This is a genomic window from Mycolicibacter terrae, assembly GCF_010727125.1.
GTDB classification, from domain to species: domain Bacteria; phylum Actinomycetota; class Actinomycetes; order Mycobacteriales; family Mycobacteriaceae; genus Mycobacterium; species Mycobacterium terrae.
In genome coordinates, this window is record NZ_AP022564.1 from 3,584,095 (window position 1) to 3,599,669 (window position 15,575).

12 protein-coding genes are annotated in these 15,575 nt (G+C 70.1%); 6 read left to right on the top strand and 6 right to left on the bottom strand.

All coding sequences use genetic code 11. The features are described 5' to 3' along the window. The first annotated feature begins 33 nt into the window (after nt 1–33). The 5 genes from recC (at nt 34) to G6N23_RS17030 (ending at nt 9,781) form a co-directional block, all read left to right on the top strand. Nucleotides 34–3,330, top strand: a complete 3,297-nt coding sequence (gene recC / locus G6N23_RS17010; protein WP_085259835.1) for an exodeoxyribonuclease V subunit gamma — start codon at nt 34–36, stop codon at nt 3,328–3,330. Beyond that, nucleotides 3,327–6,608 (top strand): exodeoxyribonuclease V subunit beta, encoded by a 3,282-nt coding sequence (gene recB, locus G6N23_RS17015; protein ID WP_085259797.1) that lies wholly within the window; start codon nt 3,327–3,329, stop codon nt 6,606–6,608. Before recC ends, recB begins: the two co-directional genes overlap by 4 nt. After that, complete coding sequence (gene recD, locus G6N23_RS17020; RefSeq protein ID WP_372508914.1) at nt 6,605–8,380, top strand: exodeoxyribonuclease V subunit alpha; 1,776 nt, start codon at nt 6,605–6,607, stop codon at nt 8,378–8,380. The genes recB and recD overlap by 4 nt, the downstream gene beginning before the upstream one ends. Nucleotides 8,381–8,415: 35 nt before the next feature. Continuing rightward, complete coding sequence (locus tag G6N23_RS17025; protein WP_085259796.1) at nt 8,416–8,724, top strand: hypothetical protein; 309 nt, start codon at nt 8,416–8,418, stop codon at nt 8,722–8,724. 163 nt (nt 8,725–8,887) lie between these two features. Continuing rightward, entirely contained in the window at nt 8,888–9,781 is an 894-nt protein-coding gene (locus G6N23_RS17030; protein ID WP_085259833.1) for an NYN domain-containing protein, read from the top strand. A 9-nt stretch (nt 9,782–9,790) separates the two neighbouring features. On the opposite strand, the gene G6N23_RS17035 is transcribed toward G6N23_RS17030, so the two are convergent. Genes G6N23_RS17035 through G6N23_RS17045 form a run of 3 tightly spaced genes read right to left on the bottom strand, consistent with a single transcriptional unit; the run spans nt 9,791 to nt 12,723 of the window. Further along, nucleotides 9,791–11,389: a peptide chain release factor 3 gene (locus tag G6N23_RS17035; protein ID WP_085259795.1), complete on the bottom strand. Its 1,599-nt coding sequence runs from the start codon at nt 11,387–11,389 to the stop codon at nt 9,791–9,793. A gap of 34 nt (nt 11,390–11,423) precedes the next feature. Next, nucleotides 11,424–12,248, bottom strand: coding sequence for an SDR family NAD(P)-dependent oxidoreductase (locus G6N23_RS17040; protein ID WP_085259794.1), 825 nt, complete (start codon nt 12,246–12,248; stop codon nt 11,424–11,426). Between the two features lies 1 nt (nt 12,249). Beyond that, nucleotides 12,250–12,723: a nuclear transport factor 2 family protein gene (locus tag G6N23_RS17045; protein ID WP_085259793.1), complete on the bottom strand. Its 474-nt coding sequence runs from the start codon at nt 12,721–12,723 to the stop codon at nt 12,250–12,252. 42 nt (nt 12,724–12,765) lie between these two features. Here G6N23_RS17045 and G6N23_RS17050 point away from each other — a divergent pair, with 42 nt between their 5' ends. Beyond that, complete coding sequence (locus tag G6N23_RS17050; RefSeq protein WP_234808510.1) at nt 12,766–13,008, top strand: hypothetical protein; 243 nt, start codon at nt 12,766–12,768, stop codon at nt 13,006–13,008. On the opposite strand, the gene G6N23_RS17055 is transcribed toward G6N23_RS17050, so the two are convergent. The 3 genes from G6N23_RS17055 to G6N23_RS17065 all read right to left on the bottom strand — a co-directional run bounded on the left by G6N23_RS17055 (nt 13,005) and on the right by G6N23_RS17065 (nt 15,562). Then, complete coding sequence (locus G6N23_RS17055; protein WP_085259792.1) at nt 13,005–13,439, bottom strand: type II toxin-antitoxin system VapC family toxin; 435 nt, start codon at nt 13,437–13,439, stop codon at nt 13,005–13,007. The two genes, G6N23_RS17050 and G6N23_RS17055, sit on opposite strands and share 4 nt — an antisense overlap. Then, nucleotides 13,436–13,732 carry a FitA-like ribbon-helix-helix domain-containing protein gene (locus tag G6N23_RS17060; protein ID WP_109560184.1) on the bottom strand — a complete coding sequence of 99 codons (297 nt, stop codon included), beginning with the start codon at nt 13,730–13,732 and terminating at the stop codon, nt 13,436–13,438. Before G6N23_RS17060 ends, G6N23_RS17055 begins: the two co-directional genes overlap by 4 nt. 186 nt (nt 13,733–13,918) lie before the next feature. Next, the gene (locus G6N23_RS17065; RefSeq protein WP_085259790.1) at nt 13,919–15,562 is read right to left on the bottom strand and encodes an NERD domain-containing protein; all 1,644 of its coding nucleotides are present in this window, start codon (nt 15,560–15,562) and stop codon (nt 13,919–13,921) included. Nucleotides 15,563–15,575: the final 13 nt, after the last annotated feature.

Consider the following 15,575-nt stretch of genomic DNA (forward strand, 5'->3'; position numbering starts at 1 on the left):
CGGGTGTCGGGGCCGCGGTTTATGGTGGCCGCGATGGGACTGCACCTGCACCGCGCCGAACGCACCGACGCCCTCGCCGATGGTCTCGGTGCGCTGTTGGCGACGCCGCCGGCCGACCCGTTCGCCCAGGAGCTGGTGCTGGTGCCGGCTCGCGGGGTGGAGCGCTGGCTGTCCCAACGGCTGTCGCACGTGCTCGGTGCCGGGTCCGGGGGCGACGGGGTCTGCGCCGGGGTGGAGTTTCGCAATCCGGGATCGCTGATCGCCGAGATCACCGGAATCGCCGATGACGATCCGTGGTCACCGGACGCGATGAGCTGGCCGTTGCTGTCGGTGATCGACGCCAGCCTGGACGAGTCCTGGTGTGCCACGCTGGCAAGGCATCTAGGGCATTTCCACACCGGAGACGACGCGCAGGTGCGGCGCGGCCGGCGCTATGCGGTGGCGCGCCGGCTGGCCGGGCTGTTCGCCTCTTATGCCAGGCAGCGGCCCGACATGCTGGCGGACTGGCTCGACGGCGGTTGCGGCGACGGCTCAGGCGGTCAACTGGACTCCGACCTGGCGTGGCAGCCGCCACTGTGGCGGGCGCTGGCCGCGGCGATCCCGGCCGATCCCCCACACCTGCGGCACCGCCGCGCCGTCACGCGGCTGCAGGAAGCTCCGGCGCCGGCGCTGCCGGCCCGGTTGTCGCTGTTCGGCCACACCCGCCTGTCTCGCACCGACATCGCGCTGCTGGGCGCACTGGCCACCCACCACGAGCTGCATCTGTGGCTGCCGCACCCCTCCGATGCGCTGTGGCAGGCGCTGCGCGGCGTGCACGGGACGGTGCCGCGCACCACCGACGAAAGCCGGCGCAGCGCTGCCCATCCGCTGCTGCAGACCCTGGGCCGCGATCTGCGCGAGCTGCAACGCGCGCTGCCACCGGCTCCCGACAGCGATGAATACCTCGGCACCGCAGCACAACCCGGGACGCTGCTGGGCTGGCTCCAGGCCGACATCGCCGCGAACGCGGTACGCCCGGCCGGGCGCTCGGCTACCGCGGCGGACCGTTCGGTGCAGGTGCACGCCTGCCACGGCCCGGCCCGCCAGGTCGACGTCCTGCGTGAGGTACTGCTCGGCCTGCTCGAAGACGACCCGACGCTGCAACCGCGCGACATCGTGGTGATGTGCCCGGACATCGAGACCTACGCGCCGCTGATCATCGCCGGATTCGGGCTCGGCGAGCTGGTCGGCGAGAGCCATCCCGCGCACCGGCTGCGGGTGCAGCTGGCCGACCGGGCGCTCACCCAGACCAACGCGCTGCTGGGGGTCGCCGAGCAACTGCTGGGCATCGCCGACAGCCGCGCCACCGCCAGTGCGGTGCTCAACCTGGCGCAGGCCGCGCCGGTGCGGGCGCGGTTCGCGTTCACCGACGACGACCTGGAGGACATCACCACCTGGGTGCAGGAAGCCAACGTGCGGTGGAGCTTCGACGCGGCGCATCGGGAGCCATACGGGCTCAAGGATATTCAGCACAACACCTGGCGCTTCGGGCTGGACCGGATCCTGACCGGGGTGGCGATGTCGCAGGACTCCCGGGCGTGGCTGGGCACGGCGCTACCCCTCGATGACGTCGGCAGCAACCAGGTGGAGCTGGCCGGGCGACTGGCCGAGTTCGTCGCGCGGCTGCAGACCGCCGCGGATGCCCTCACCGGGGCCCAGCCGCTCACCGAGTGGATCGCCGCCCTGATCGACGGGGTGACCGCCCTGACCCGGGTCTCGATCGACGACGGCTGGCAGGTCGGCCAGCTGCAGCGGGAGCTGTCCGACGTGGTGGCCGAGGCCGGTTCGCACGCCGCGACCGCGCTGCAGCTGCCCGATGTGCGCGCCCTGCTGGCCGGTCACCTGGCCGGCCGGCCCACCCGGGCCAACTTCCGCACCGGCGGGCTGACGGTGTGCACCATGGTGCCGATGCGCTCGGTACCGCACCGCGTGGTGTGTCTGGTCGGTCTCGACGACGGGGTGTTCCCGCGGGTGGATCACGTCGACGGCGACGACGCGCTGTGCCGCCGTCCACTGACCGGGGAACGTGACATCCGCTCCGAGGACCGGCAGCTGCTGCTGGATGCGGTGTGCGCGGCCACCGACACCCTGGTCGTCACCTACGCCGGCGCCGACGAGAGCACCGGTAAGGTGCGCCCGCCGGCGGTGCCGCTCGCCGAACTCCTCGACTCACTGGACGCCACCACCGCGGAGCCGGTGCGCGCGCACGTCGTGGTACGGCACCCGTTGCAGCCCTTCGATATCCGCAACGTCCAGCCGGGTGAGTTGGGGCTGCCCGGCAAGCCGTTCACCTTCGACCCGACGGCACTGACCGCCGCCGAGGCGGCCGCCGGGAGACGCACCGAACCCACCGACACCTTCGCCGCGCTGCTGCCGCCGCCGCCGGCCGGCGACGTGGAGCTCGAAGAGCTGACCCGCTTCTTCAAGGACCCGGTCAAGGGCTACTTCCGGGCGCTGGACTACACCCTGCCGTGGGACGTCGAGGGGGTCCAGGACTCCATGCCCGTCGAGATCGAGGGCTTGCAGCAGTGGACGGTCGGCGACCGGATGCTCGCCGACATGCTCGCCGGCATGCACCCCGACGACGCCGCGAACGCCGAATGGCGCCGCGGCACCCTGCCGCCCGGCCGGCTCGGCATGCGCACCGCCTGCGAGATCCGCGACCTGTCCCGCGCGCTCGCCGAGGCCGCGATCGCGCACCGGAGCGGGGATCCGGCCGCCTACGACGTCGACGTGGACCTGGGCGGGGGCCGCCGACTGACCGGGACGGTCACCGGCGTCTACGGCAACCGCACCGTCTCGGTGACCTATTCGCGCCTGGCGCCGAAACATGTGCTGGCAGCCTGGATTCCGCTGCTGGCGCTGGCAGCCCAGCATCCCGAAACGCAGTGGAGCGCACTGTGCGTCGGCCGGGGCGTCGGCCGCACCCACATCCGGCAGCGGCTGTGGACGTCGCCCCCGGATCCGGTCGCGGTGCTCGCCGATCTGGTGGCGATCTACGACGCGGGCCGCCGTGAGCCGCTACCGCTTCCGCTGCCGACGTCGTATGCCTGGGCCGAGGCTCGCCGGGCAGTCGAAGACCCGCTCGACGCCGCCCGGGGCGCCTGGGGCGGCAAGTACGGCGACTGCACCGATGCGCCTCACGTCAAGGTGTGGGGTCCCAGTGCCCCGTTGGAGAAGATTCTCGGTACTCCGCATCCGGGCGAGGAAGTCACCGGGGAAGGCACCCGGCTGGGAGCGCTGGCGCTGCGACTGTGGGCGCCGCTGCTGAGCGCGGAGGTGCTCTCGTGACTCATCGTTTCGACCTGCTGGGGCCGTTGCCCGCCGAGCGGTCCACCGTGGTGCTGGAAGCCAGCGCCGGCACCGGTAAGACGTTCACGCTGGCCGGCCTGGTCACCCGCTATCTGGCCGACGGCGCCGCGACCGTGGACCAGTTGCTGCTGATCACATTCGGCCGGGTGGCCAGCCAGGAACTGCGAGAACGTGTGCGCACCCAGATCGGTGACGCCGCAGCGGTGCTGGAGGGCCGCCGCGAGCCCGCCAACGAGCTGGAGTCACATCTGCTCGCCACCGGTGACGCTCCTTCGCGCTGCGCCCTGCTGCGGGACGCGCTGGCCGATTTCGACGCCGCGACCATCGTCACGATCCACCAGTTCTGCGCGATGGTGCTGAAATCCCTTGGGGTGGCCGGGGATACCGCGTCGTCGGCGACCCTGGTGGAAAGCCTCACCGATCTGGTCACCGAGATCGTCGACGACCACTACCTGGCGCATTTCGGCAGCGACGAGAATCCACCGCCGCTGACACGCAAGGACGCGATCGATCTGGCCACCCAGGTCGTCGAAGACCCGGCCGCCCAGCTGCGCCCGGCGCACCCCGACCCGGAATCCGAGGCGGGTGTGCGGCTGGCGTTCGCCCAGGCGGTGCTCGACGAGCTCGCGCACCGGAAGCGCCGGCTCGGCATCCTCGGCTACAACGACCTGCTGACCCGGCTGGCCGAAGCCCTGCAGCACAGCGACTCCGACGCCGCCGACCGGATGCGCCGGCGCTGGCAGATCGTGATGGTCGACGAGTTCCAGGACACCGACCCGGTGCAGTGGCAGGTGATCGACCGCGCCTTCACCGGGCATTCCACGCTGGTGCTCATCGGCGACCCCAAGCAGGCCATCTACGGCTTCCGGGGCGGCGACATCTACACCTACCTGGCGGCTGTCCGCGCCGCCGGCGACCAGCGCACCCTGCCCACCAACTACCGCAGCGACAAGGCAGTCGTCGACAGCCTGCAGACCGTGCTCGGCGGCGCCCAACTGGGTCACCCCGAGATCACCGTGCCGCCGATCGAGGCCCACCGCAGCGGGCATCGGCTGACCGGGGCGCCGCACAACGCCCCGTTTCGGCTGCGGGTGGTCAAGCGGCCCACGCTGGGCCGCCAGGGCCTCGACAGCCTGCTGATCGGGCCGCTGCGCGAACACATTCCGGCTGATCTGGCCGCCGACATCGGCGCCCTGCTGAACTCCGGTGCCCGCTACGACAGCCGGCCGGTGCGCGCCGGAGACGTCGCGGTCCTCGTCGAGCAGCACCAGGATGCGGCGTTGTGCCGCGACGCGCTGACCAAGCTGGGCATCCCGGTCGTCTACACCGGCGACACCGACGTGTTCGCCTCGCGGGCCGCCGAGGACTGGCTGTGCCTGTTGGAGGCGTTCGACCAGCCGGGCCGCACCGGGTTGGCGCGTGCGGCGGCCTGCACCATGTTCTTCGGCGAGACCGCGGAATCGTTGGCCCGCGGCGGGGACAAGCTGACCGACCGGGTCACCCAGACGCTGCGCGAGTGGACCGACCATGCCCGGTTGCGCGGCGTCGCAGCGGTGTTGGAGGCCGCCCAACTCGCCGGGATGGGCCGGCGCGTGTTGAGCCGGCGCGGCGGTGAACGGCACATGACCGACCTGGCCCACATCGGTCAGCTGCTGCAGGAGACCGCGCACGCCGATCGGCTCGGCCTGCCGGCGTTGCGGGATTGGCTGCGTCGTCAGCGCGAGGACCGGACCGGCGCGACCGAACGCAACCGCCGCCTGGACAGTGATGCCGGCGCGGTACAGATCATGACGGTGTTCGCCGCCAAGGGTCTGCAGTTCCCGATCGTGTACCTGCCGTTCATGTTTCGCCGCTACATCGGCGACAAGGGCAACCTGCTCTATCACGAGGCCGGTGCCGACGGGGCGGAGGTCCGCTGCCTGCACATCGGCGGCGGCCGCAGCGCCGAGGTCATCGAGCTGCACCGGCGCGAGGAAGCGCTCGACCACATCCGGATCACCTATGTCGCGCTGACCCGGGCCCAGTCCCAGGTCGTGGCCTGGTGGGCGCCGGCCGGCGATGAGATCAACGGTGGGTTGTCGCGGCTGCTGCGCGGGAGAGCACCCGGGGAAGCGGAGGTACCCGACCGGTGCACGCCGCGAATCTCCGACGACGACGCCTGGGCGGTGTTCACCGGCTGGCAGGACCGGGGCGGGCCGGTGGTGGAGGAATCGGTGGTCGGCCCGCCGACGCCGGCGGTGCCTCGCGAGGCTCCCGGCGAGCTGGCGGTGCGCCACTTCCACCGCCACATCGACACCGGCTGGCGACGCACCTCCTACTCGGCGCTGATCCGTGTTGCCGACGAGGCGGCGGCCGGCACGCACTCTGAACCCGAGGCCCACACCCGTGACGACGAGTCCGAGGAGGTCACGGTCACCGCGGCGGCCCCGGTTACCGGCGCCGAACTGCGCTCGCCGATGGCGGATCTGCCCGGCGGCAAGACATTCGGCTCGCTGGTGCACGCGGTGCTGGAGACCGCCGACCCGTTCGCGGCGGACCTGGCCGCCGAACTGACCGAGCAGGTGCGGGCCCACGAGCCGTGGTGGCCGATCGGGGTCGACGCCGAGGTACTGGCGGCGGCCCTGGTGCCGATGCATGACACCCCGCTCGGCCCGCTGGCCGTGGGGTTGACGTTGCGCCAGATCGGGGTACCGGATCGGTTGCGGGAGTTGGACTTCGAAATTCCGCTGGCCGGCGGCGACGTCCCGGGGGCGGCATCGCAGGCACGGGTCGCCGACGTGGGCGCGCTGCTGCGCGAACACCTGGCACCCGAGGATCCGTTCGGCGTCTACGCCGACCGGCTGCTCTCCGACGCGCTGGGTGGGCAGTCGCTGCGCGGATATCTGTCAGGCTCGCTGGATGTGGTGCTACGGCTGCCCGATCAGCGTTACCTGGTGGTCGATTACAAGACCAATCAGCTCGGCGAGACCGCCGCCGACTACAGCTTCCCCCGGATGGCCGAGGCGATGCTGCACTCGGATTACCCGCTGCAGGCGCTGCTGTATACCGCGGTGTTGCACCGGTTTCTGCGGTGGCGCCAACCGGGTTACGACCCGGCGCGGCATCTGGGCGGGGTGCTTTATCTGTTCGTGCGCGGCATGTGCGGGCCGGACACCCCGATTCTCGGCGGGCATCCGGCCGGGGTGTTCAGCTGGCGGCCGCCGGTGGAACTGGTGGTCGCGCTGTCGGATCTGCTGCACCAGGGGGTGGCCAGGTGAGCACAACCGATGTCGACCCGCTGTCGTGCCGGGTGGCGTTGCGCGCCACCGGCGTGCTGCGGGAGTTCAACGAGGCCGGCGTGCTCGATGCCGCGGACGTGCACACCGCCCAGCGGATCTGCGCGCTGGGCGGCGAAACTGACGAATCGGTCGCGCTCGCAGTCGCTTTGACGGTACGGGCGTTGCGCACCGGGTCGGTCTGCGTCGAGCTGGCCACCGTGGCCGAAGGCACCGAGCTGCCGGAGCTGAGCTGGCCCGAACCCGCGGCGTGGCTGACGGCGGTGCGCGCCAGCTCGCTGGTCGCCAAGCAGGTGCTGCGGCTCTACGACACCCCTTCTGGCGGGCTGCTCTACCTCGACCGTTACTGGCGGGAGGAGGAGCAGGTCTGCGCGGACCTGCTGGCGCTGTCGACGCCGCAGGCCGGGCCGGCCGAGCTGCCCGGGCTGCAGCGGCTGTTCCCGCCGGACTACCACGAGCAGCGCACCGCCGCCGAGATCGCGCTGACCCAGGCGGTCACGGTGCTCACCGGCGGCCCGGGCACCGGCAAGACGACCACGGTGGCCCGGTTACTGGCCCTGCTGGCCGAGCAGGCCGAGGTGTCGGCGCCGCCGGGAAAGGCAAAACTGCGGATCGCGCTGGCCGCCCCGACCGGTAAGGCCGCCGCCCGGCTGACCGAGGCGGTCGCCGGGGAGGTGGCCGGACTCGAGACGGTGGACAAGGATCGGCTGACCGGGCAACTCAAGCTGCAGGCCAGCACCCTGCACTCGCTGCTGGGCTACCGGCCGGGGAATTCGTCGCGGTTCAAGCACAATCGCGGCAACCGGCTGCCGCACGATGTGATCGTGGTCGACGAGACGTCGATGGTGTCGCTGACGATGATGGCCCGGCTGCTGGAGGCGGTTCGGCCGCAGGCCCGGCTGATCCTGGTGGGTGACCCCGATCAGTTGGCGTCGGTGGAGGCCGGGGCGGTGCTGGCCGACCTGGTGGACGGCCTGGCCGCCCGCCCGGGCACCCGGGTGGCGACGCTGGCGACGGCGCATCGCTACAAGAAGCCGATCGGCGAGCTGGCTGCGGCGATCCGCGCCGGCGACGGCGACACCGTGATCGAGCTGCTGCGCTCCGGCGACGAGCACCGGGAATGGATCGACGTGACGACCCCGGCCGCGCTGGCCGACCAGTTGGCGGCGATCGCGGTGCCGCACGCGTTGCGGGTGCGCCAGGCGGCGCTGCTCGGCGACGCCGACGAGGCGTTGCGCAACCTCGACGAACACCGGCTGCTGTGTGCGCACCGCGACGGCCCGCATGGCGCGAATCATTGGAATCGTCAGATTCGGCGGTGGGTCTCCGAGCAGACCGGGGATCCGGTGTGGGCGGACTGGTATGCCGGGCGGCCCCTGCTGGTCACCGCCAACGACTACGGGCTGGGCGTGCGCAACGGCGACACCGGGGTGGTCGTGGCGCGCGCTGATGGGCTGCGGGCGGTGATCGCCACCGCGTCGGGCCCGGTGGATTTCGCCACCGGCCGGCTCACCGACGTCGACAGCATGTACGCGATGACCATCCACAAGAGTCAGGGCAGCGAAGCCGACGTGGTGACCGTGCTGATGCCGCCGGTCGAGTCGCGGCTGCTGACCCGCGAGCTGTTCTACACCGCGGTGACCCGCGCCAAGCACCGGGTGCGGGTGATCGGGTCCGAGGGGGAGATCCGTGCCGCGCTGGATCGGCGAGCGGTGCGGGCGTCCGGGCTGGCGTTGCGGCTGCGGGAGGCCTGAGGGGTTTGTCGGACCCCGCTTCTACCGTGACGGTTATGAGCAGGAGCAAACGGTCCGATGGCGGCGGCAGGGGCTTGGCCATCATCGTGTTTCTCGCGTTGCTGTGGTGGCTGCGCTGGTTCATTGTGGCCGGCGCCGTGATCGCCGTGCTGGTGATCGTGGTGCGACGGCTGCTGCGCAGCTACGCCGTGCGTCGGAGGGCCGAAGGGGACCGGCTTCAGGCGATGCGGCAGCGCGCGGAGATCCAGAACGCCCAGGTGCTGCGCGGTGACCCGCACGGGTTCTACGGGCAGTACCCGCTGCCGGATCAGGAGTTGATTCCGCGGTGGTACAAGGCGGGTTGATCAGATCGGTGAGCCGGGACCATAGGGGCAGTTGCCCGCCTTTGAGCGACAAATCGCGACCACACCACCTCGCATCGAAAGTTGTCGCTGAGAGCCGGGCAACTCCCCTATGCCCGCCAAGCCGCCACGGCTGAACCCGGTGGTGCGTGCCACACTGGCATCCATGACGGAATCCGGCGACACCAGGGTCGCGGTGTACCTCGACTTCGACAACATCGTGATCTCCCGCTACGACCAGGTCAACGGGCGCAGCTCGTTCCAGAAGGACAAAGCCAAGGGTCTGGCCAAGCAGCCGGATCGGCTGGCACGGGCCACCGTCGACGTCGGCGCGATCATCGACTTCGCGTCGTCGTTCGGGACGCTGGTGCTCACCCGCGCCTACGCCGACTGGTCGGCCGAAGTCAACACCGGCTACCGCCAACAGTTGGTCGCCCGCGCGGTCGATCTGGTGCAGTTGTTCCCCGCGGCGGCCTACGGCAAGAACGGTGCCGATATCCGGTTGGCTGTCGACGCGGTCGAGGACATGTTCCGGCTGCCGGATCTGACCCATGTGGTGATCGTGGCCGGCGACTCCGACTACATCCCACTGGCGCAGCGCTGTAAACGGTTGGGCCGCTACGTGGTCGGCATCGGAGTGGCCGGGTCGACCAGCCGGGCGCTCGCCGCGGCGTGCGACGACTTCGTCAGCTACGACGCGCTGCCCGGGGTGCCGGTGTTCGAGCCCGCACCGGCCGACCCCGACGCCGACGCCGACGCCGACGCCGAACCGAAGCGGCGCACCCGCCAGACCAAGAAGGAGCCGGTAGAGCCGCCGGCGCCGGATCCGGTGGACACCGCCACCGCGCTGCTCACCCGCGCGCTGCAGATCGGCCTGGAGAAGGACGATGTCGAGTGGCTGCACAACTCTTCGGTCAAGGCGCAGATGAAGCGGATGGATCCCTCGTTCAGCGAAAAAGCGCTGGGCTACAAGTCATTCAGTGACTTCCTCCGGTCCTACTCGGACCTGGTGGAGCTCGACGAGAGTTCGACGACGCGCATGGTGCGGCTGCGCAGTTAGTGAAGCGGCCTACCCCTCCGCGGCCACCAATGACCGCAGCTGCACCTCGGGGTTGTCGCGTTGGAATCCCTGCAGCCGCCAGCTGTTGGAGAACAACGCCAGGTGCACCCCGTCGGTGCGGGTCATGACTTCCGCCAACGACTGCCTGTTGACGAAATCGACGTCGCCGGCATCCACGATCCGCGCGACCTGATACGGCAGCGACTCCAGTGAGATCGGCGCACCGATCTCGGATGCCATCCGGTGTGCCGCCACCTCGAACTGCATCGGGCCGACCGCGGCGAGCACCGGCGCCTGGTCGCCCCGGCGATCCGAGCGCAGCACCTGAACGACGCCCTCCTGGTCCAACTGCTCGATACCGCGACGGAACTGCTTGTGCTTGCTGGGGTCGACGTTGCGCGCCACCGCGAAATGCTCGGGCGAGAAGCTCGGAATCGGCGGGTACTGCACGGGCACATCGGAATACAGTGTGTCACCCGGACGCAGGGACGCCGCGTTGGCCAGCCCGATCACATCACCGGGCCAGGCGGTATCCAACGTGGAACGCTGCTGACCGAACACCGACTGGGCGTACTTGGTGACAAAGGGCTTGCCGGTCGCGGCGTGGGTGAGCACGTCGCCGCGTTCGAAGGTTCCCGAGTACACCCGGGCGAAGGCGATGCGATCGCGATGCGCGGAGTCCATGCCCGCCTGCACCTTGAAAACGAAGGCGCTGAACGGCGCGTCGGTGGCGCGCCGGACACCGTCGACGTCGAGCGCCCCACCGGGCGGCGGCGCCAACTCGGTGAGCACGTCGAGCAGCTGATTCACCCCGAAGTTCAACGCCGCCGAGGTGAACAGCACCGGTGTCGCCGCGCAGTCGAGAAACGCCTCGCGGTCGAAGTCGGAGCCGTCGGCACTCAGCAGCTCGCACTCCTCGACCGCGGTGTCCCAGTCGACACCGGCCGCGCCGTGCGCAGCGGCGGCGGGAATGTGCTCCTCGGGTGCCGCGGTGGCGCCGCCGGCGGTCCGGGTGAACCGGATGAAATTGCCGGAGCGGCGGTCGAGCACACCTTTGAAGTCGCCGGCGATGCCGACCGGCCAGGTCAACGGGGTGGGACGCAGCCCGATCCGGGTCGCGATCTCGTCCATCAATTCCAGGGCGTGCCGGCCGGGCCGGTCCCACTTGTTGATCACGGTGATGATCGGGATCCGGCGATGCCGGCACACCTGGAACAGTTTGAGGGTCTGCGGCTCAAGACCTTTCGCGGCATCGATGAGCATGACCGCGGAGTCCACTGCGGTCAGCACCCGGTAGGTGTCTTCGGAGAAGTCGGCGTGGCCGGGGGTGTCGAGCAGGTTGATGACGCAGTCCTGTCCGCGGGCGGTGCGGTAGGGGAACTGCAAGGCCGTCGACGTGATGGAGATACCCCGGGCCTTCTCCATCTCCATCCAGTCCGACACGGTGGCACGACGACCGGCTTTGCCATGCACGGCGCCGGCCTCGGTGATGGCTTTGGCGTGCAGCACCAGCGCCTCGGTCAGGGTGGATTTGCCGGCGTCGGGGTGGCTGATGACGGCGAAGGTCCTGCGGCGGCCCGCTTCGGAGTCCAGGGCGTTGTCGGTCATGGCGCCAGCGAGTGTATTGGGGGGTTGTGCACCCTCAATACAGCGGCCCGCCGCCGAACAGCTCCCGATGCGAGTCGGGCTGGTTGCCTTCGATGTCGGTGATGCCGTAATCGAGTGCGGTCTCGGCGGTGATCAGGGTGTGTCCGCTGCGGGCCGCGATGTCCGGGTCGTTCGCCAGCGCGGCGATGACGCGGCCGATGAATTCCGGTGTCTCGGCGTTGGCCAGGCCGAAGCCCTGAAAGTTGTCCAGGCCGCGCTCGATGAAGCCCTGCATGACTTCGTTTTTCACCAGCCCCGGCCACACCGACAGTGTGCTCACCCCGGTGCCGGCCAGCTCGACGGCCATGTCGGCGGCCATCTTGTCCAGCCCGGCTTTGGACATGCCGTAGAGCACCGAGTGCAGATGTCCGCGGGCGCCGAACGAGGAGATGTTGATGATCAGGCCCGACCCGCGGGTCACCATCAGCTGCGCGCCGTGCACCGCGGCGACGTAGTGCGCGCGCAGCCCCACCCCGATCAGGGTGTCCCAGTCCGACAGCGGGCGCCCCCAGAATTTCTCGGTGAACCCGGCGAAGCCCTTGGGTGCGGCCCATACGTTGTTGACCAGCAGGTCCAGCCGGCCCTCCTGTTCGTCGGCGATGCGGGCGAACAACGCGGCGATCTGGGCGTCGTCGCGGTGATCGCACGGCACGGCGACGCCGCGCCCGCCGCGTTCGGTGACGCTTCGGGCGGTCTCGCCCAGCGGGCCCTCCCGCCGCGCGGTGACATAGACGGTCCAGCCGGCCGAGCCCAGCGCCAGCGCGACGCCCTTGCCGACGCTGCGGCTGGCGCCGGTGACCAGGGCGACACGTGCGCTCATCTCAGGCCTCCACCACGGCGTCGACCAGCGGGCGGACCATCGACCACAGCTGGCGGAAATGGCTGCGTGACATCTTCCAGATTCCGTCCTCGATGACGTAGTCGTCGTCGTATTCGCCGGTGAGCAGTCGCTCGGTGCGCTCAATCAGGTTGAGCTGCCGAAACTTCAGCGTCCAGCGGCCACTCGCCCGGCCGGGGCCGGTGATGGTGATGTCCGGGTGCATCGCGTGGTGCATGTCCAAGATGACGTGTTTGCCGTCGACGGTGTGCAGCGCGATGCGGCGAAACGTCTCGGCGATCTCATCGGCGTCGGTGAAGCCGCCCAGCGGGCCGTAGTCGACGTCGGCGCCGGACGCGATGAAGCAGGCCCGGAAGGTGTCGGGGTCCTTGGCGTCGCAGGCGCGGAAGTAGCGGTGTTTGAGGGCCTTGATCGCCTCGATCTGTTCGAGGGCTGCCAGTCGCTGTTCGACGGTCATCGTCCGACGATAGTTGTCGGTACCCCATGCCACCGTGGGTACATGAGATACCTGCTCGCCGCGCTGGCGGTGTTCGGGCTGGGGCTGGCCGTTCCGGCGGTCGCGTGGGCCCAGTCGCCGCCGCCGTGCGCGGCCTACGACACCTGCCAGTACATGCCCAACCCGTACTACGACGGCCCGCTGATGCCGACCTGGAATGTGCCGAGCACCTACGGCGGCTGGACCACACTGCCGGTGATGTGCGACCCGGTGACCCCTTCGTGTCGGCAGGTCGCGCCAGGCTAGATCGCCACGAAGCCCAGATGTTCGGCGACCCGGCGCTGCGCGGCGTCTCGTGAGGCGAACCCGCGCTGCTCGCCGGGGTCCAACAGCGGCGGAACGACCAACGCCGCGACCGCCAAGTGCCAGGCGTCCATGGCACGTAGGGCGTGCCGGCGCACCAGGTCCAAGGCGTCGTGCTCCACCTGCTGCTGCGGTGCGGCCAGCACGACGACCGCTCCGGCAAGATCGGCGTCCAGCGCCGCCAGGAGCCCCTTTTCGTCGGCACGGCCCGCGCGCGCCGCGCGAACCAGCGCGCCGGAAACCTCGATGCGTGTCCAGGTACCGGTGACGGTGGCGATGTCAGGGTCAGCGAGCAAAGCAGTCGCCTGCTCATGACCGTCCTCGTCGACGAGATAGGCACGCGCCAGGACCGAGGAGTCCAAGTAGGCGATCACGGCCTTTCGCGTTCCTCGTCGAGCAGACGGTCAAGCTGCGCTCCGAGGCCACGAGTCGAGGCGATGGCCCGCTGTCGGCGGGCCGCACTCACCGGGCGTGCGGTCACCGTGTGCAGCGCGCCGGATGCGGCCGCGGCGGCGCGCACCTGCGCGCGGCGGTCACCGGAATCCGCTTCGGCCGCCGCATCGAGGATCTGGGTGGCCAACGCGTTGAGGCTGCGGCCCTCCCGCGCCGCGCGGGCCATCAGTCGGTGGTGCAGGTCCTCGGGAACCCGCAGCAGGAGCTGCTTCATACCACCAATGATAGCAAGAGCCATGCGATGATATCACGCTCTGGAATTCGAGCCGACGCCGGCGCCGCATGCTTGGTTCTCGACGACGACGAAGTTCGTCCGGTTTCCCATGCCGCCTCCATTCGGTTGGCGCAGAGTTTGGCGCAGACGGCTCGGCCCGAGTAGTCACTGGGAAAGCCGTGAGCGCTACCCGATTCCCAACTTCCGCGCCAAAGCCGGTCCGCCCACCTCGGCGATGAAGTCCGGGTCACCGCAGACCACGAGTTCATCCCGGGCCCGCGACAACCCGACGTAGAGCCGTTCTCGGGCCCGTTCGATCGGCCCGCTGGCGTCCACGACGAGCACCACTGCCCGGCGCTCTAATCCCTTGAAGCCCAGCACATGTCCGTAGAAGACCTGATCGGCATCCCAGAAACTGTCCCAGTAGGCCTGGTCGCCCTGCTCCTGGCGGGCGACCTGCTCGGGGTGGCGGCTACCGGTGGTCAGCAGCACCACGTCCTCGGGACGCCAGCCGTCGTCGAGCAGCTTCTCGACCTGATCATCACCAGTGTTCACCGCCTCTTCGCGACGGCACGGCACGAACCGCACCTCCGGCCCGTCGGCGCCCAGGAACCGGATCGGGTGGTCCACCAGCGGCTGAAACGTGGTGGCGATCTGGCGGGTGTTGCGCAGGTTGCGGTCCAGCACCAGCGAGACCAGCGGCACCGGCGGGGTGCCCTGCCGGTCGAAGACCCGCTGGCCTTCGTCGCTGAACACGAACAGCCCGCCCTCCTCGTCGTCACGCAGCGAGGCCAGCACCGGATCCCACCAGGCGTCGGCGAAGTCCTGCGCCTCGTCGACCACCACCGCGTCGAACCGTTGGCCGTCATCGAGGTTCTCCGCCAACGCCAGCATCTGCTGCGGAAGCTGCTCCTCCCAGAACCGCACCGAATCCGCTGAGTGGCTCGGCCCGTCGGGTGCGCCCCACGCCACGCCCAGTGAGTGGAATTCACCGACGTAGGCGGGCTGCTGGCGGCGGCGCCACGCCCCGGTGAGGCGCTTGAGGTAGGAGGCCAGCCCGTGCGAATAGCACAGCAGCGCAACACGTTTCCCCTCGGAGGCGAGCCGTCGGGCCTGCTCGACGGCCAGGTAGGTCTTGCCGCTGCCGGCGCTGCCGCGCACCTGTACCCGGTTCAGTAGCCGGATCGCTTCCAGGATCACGGCCTGCTGTTCGGTGAGGGCGTCGGCGGCGCTGTCGTTGGCCAGGGCGCGGGCCACCACATCGCGCTGCGGCAGCCCGCGACCGCTGAGCGCGGTGCGGAATTGGTCGATGCCGTCGGCGGTCAGCAGCGGGCGGTCCAGCTCCTGGCGGATGAGCACGTGTCGCAGCTTGGACACCAGCTGCGGCAGGTCATTGCGGTCGATCACCTTCCAGCGCGGGCACTCCGGCAGTTCGAAGTCGTCGGGCAGCTCGGTGTGCGGCAACGCCACGATGTGATCCCAGCGCGGCCGGTCCTGCGTCCAGCGCGGGTCGTGCTCGATGTAGTCCCGCAGTGCGTAACAGGCCTCGCGCGCCTGGCGTACCGGTTCGATGCGGTACTCCCGGCCGCCGCGCAATTGACGCCACCCGGCCCCGTCGTGCCAGACCTCACCGCCCTTGACCTCGATGCTGATGATGCCGGCACCCTCAATCGCGACCACGAAGTCGATCTCGTGGTCCTTGAGATGGTCGGTGACGCGCTGACCGGCGACCACCACGTCGCCGTCTTGCAACTGGTCGATCAGCGCCTGGTAGACGTGGCGCTCGGAGGGGCTGGCGAATCGCGGATGTTCGGGGAGGGAAACCGGCACGCGGATGAGACTG

Excerpts from the sequence above, each read along its gene's own strand:
- G6N23_RS17035 (WP_085259795.1), bottom strand. The coding sequence starts at position 11,389 with ATGACCGACAACGCCCTGGACTCCGAAGCGGGCCGCCGCAGGACCTTC.
- G6N23_RS17045 (WP_085259793.1), bottom strand. The coding sequence starts at position 12,723 with ATGACCGTCGAACAGCGACTGGCAGCCCTCGAACAGATCGAGGCGATC.
- recC (WP_085259835.1), top strand. The coding sequence starts at position 34 with ATGGGACTGCACCTGCACCGCGCCGAACGCACCGACGCCCTCGCCGAT.
- G6N23_RS17025 (WP_085259796.1), top strand. The coding sequence starts at position 8,416 with ATGAGCAGGAGCAAACGGTCCGATGGCGGCGGCAGGGGCTTGGCCATC.
- G6N23_RS17040 (WP_085259794.1), bottom strand. The coding sequence starts at position 12,248 with ATGAGCGCACGTGTCGCCCTGGTCACCGGCGCCAGCCGCAGCGTCGGC.
- G6N23_RS17050 (WP_234808510.1), top strand. The coding sequence starts at position 12,766 with ATGAGATACCTGCTCGCCGCGCTGGCGGTGTTCGGGCTGGGGCTGGCC.
- G6N23_RS17060 (WP_109560184.1), bottom strand. The coding sequence starts at position 13,732 with ATGAAGCAGCTCCTGCTGCGGGTTCCCGAGGACCTGCACCACCGACTG.
- G6N23_RS17030 (WP_085259833.1), top strand. The coding sequence starts at position 8,888 with ATGACGGAATCCGGCGACACCAGGGTCGCGGTGTACCTCGACTTCGAC.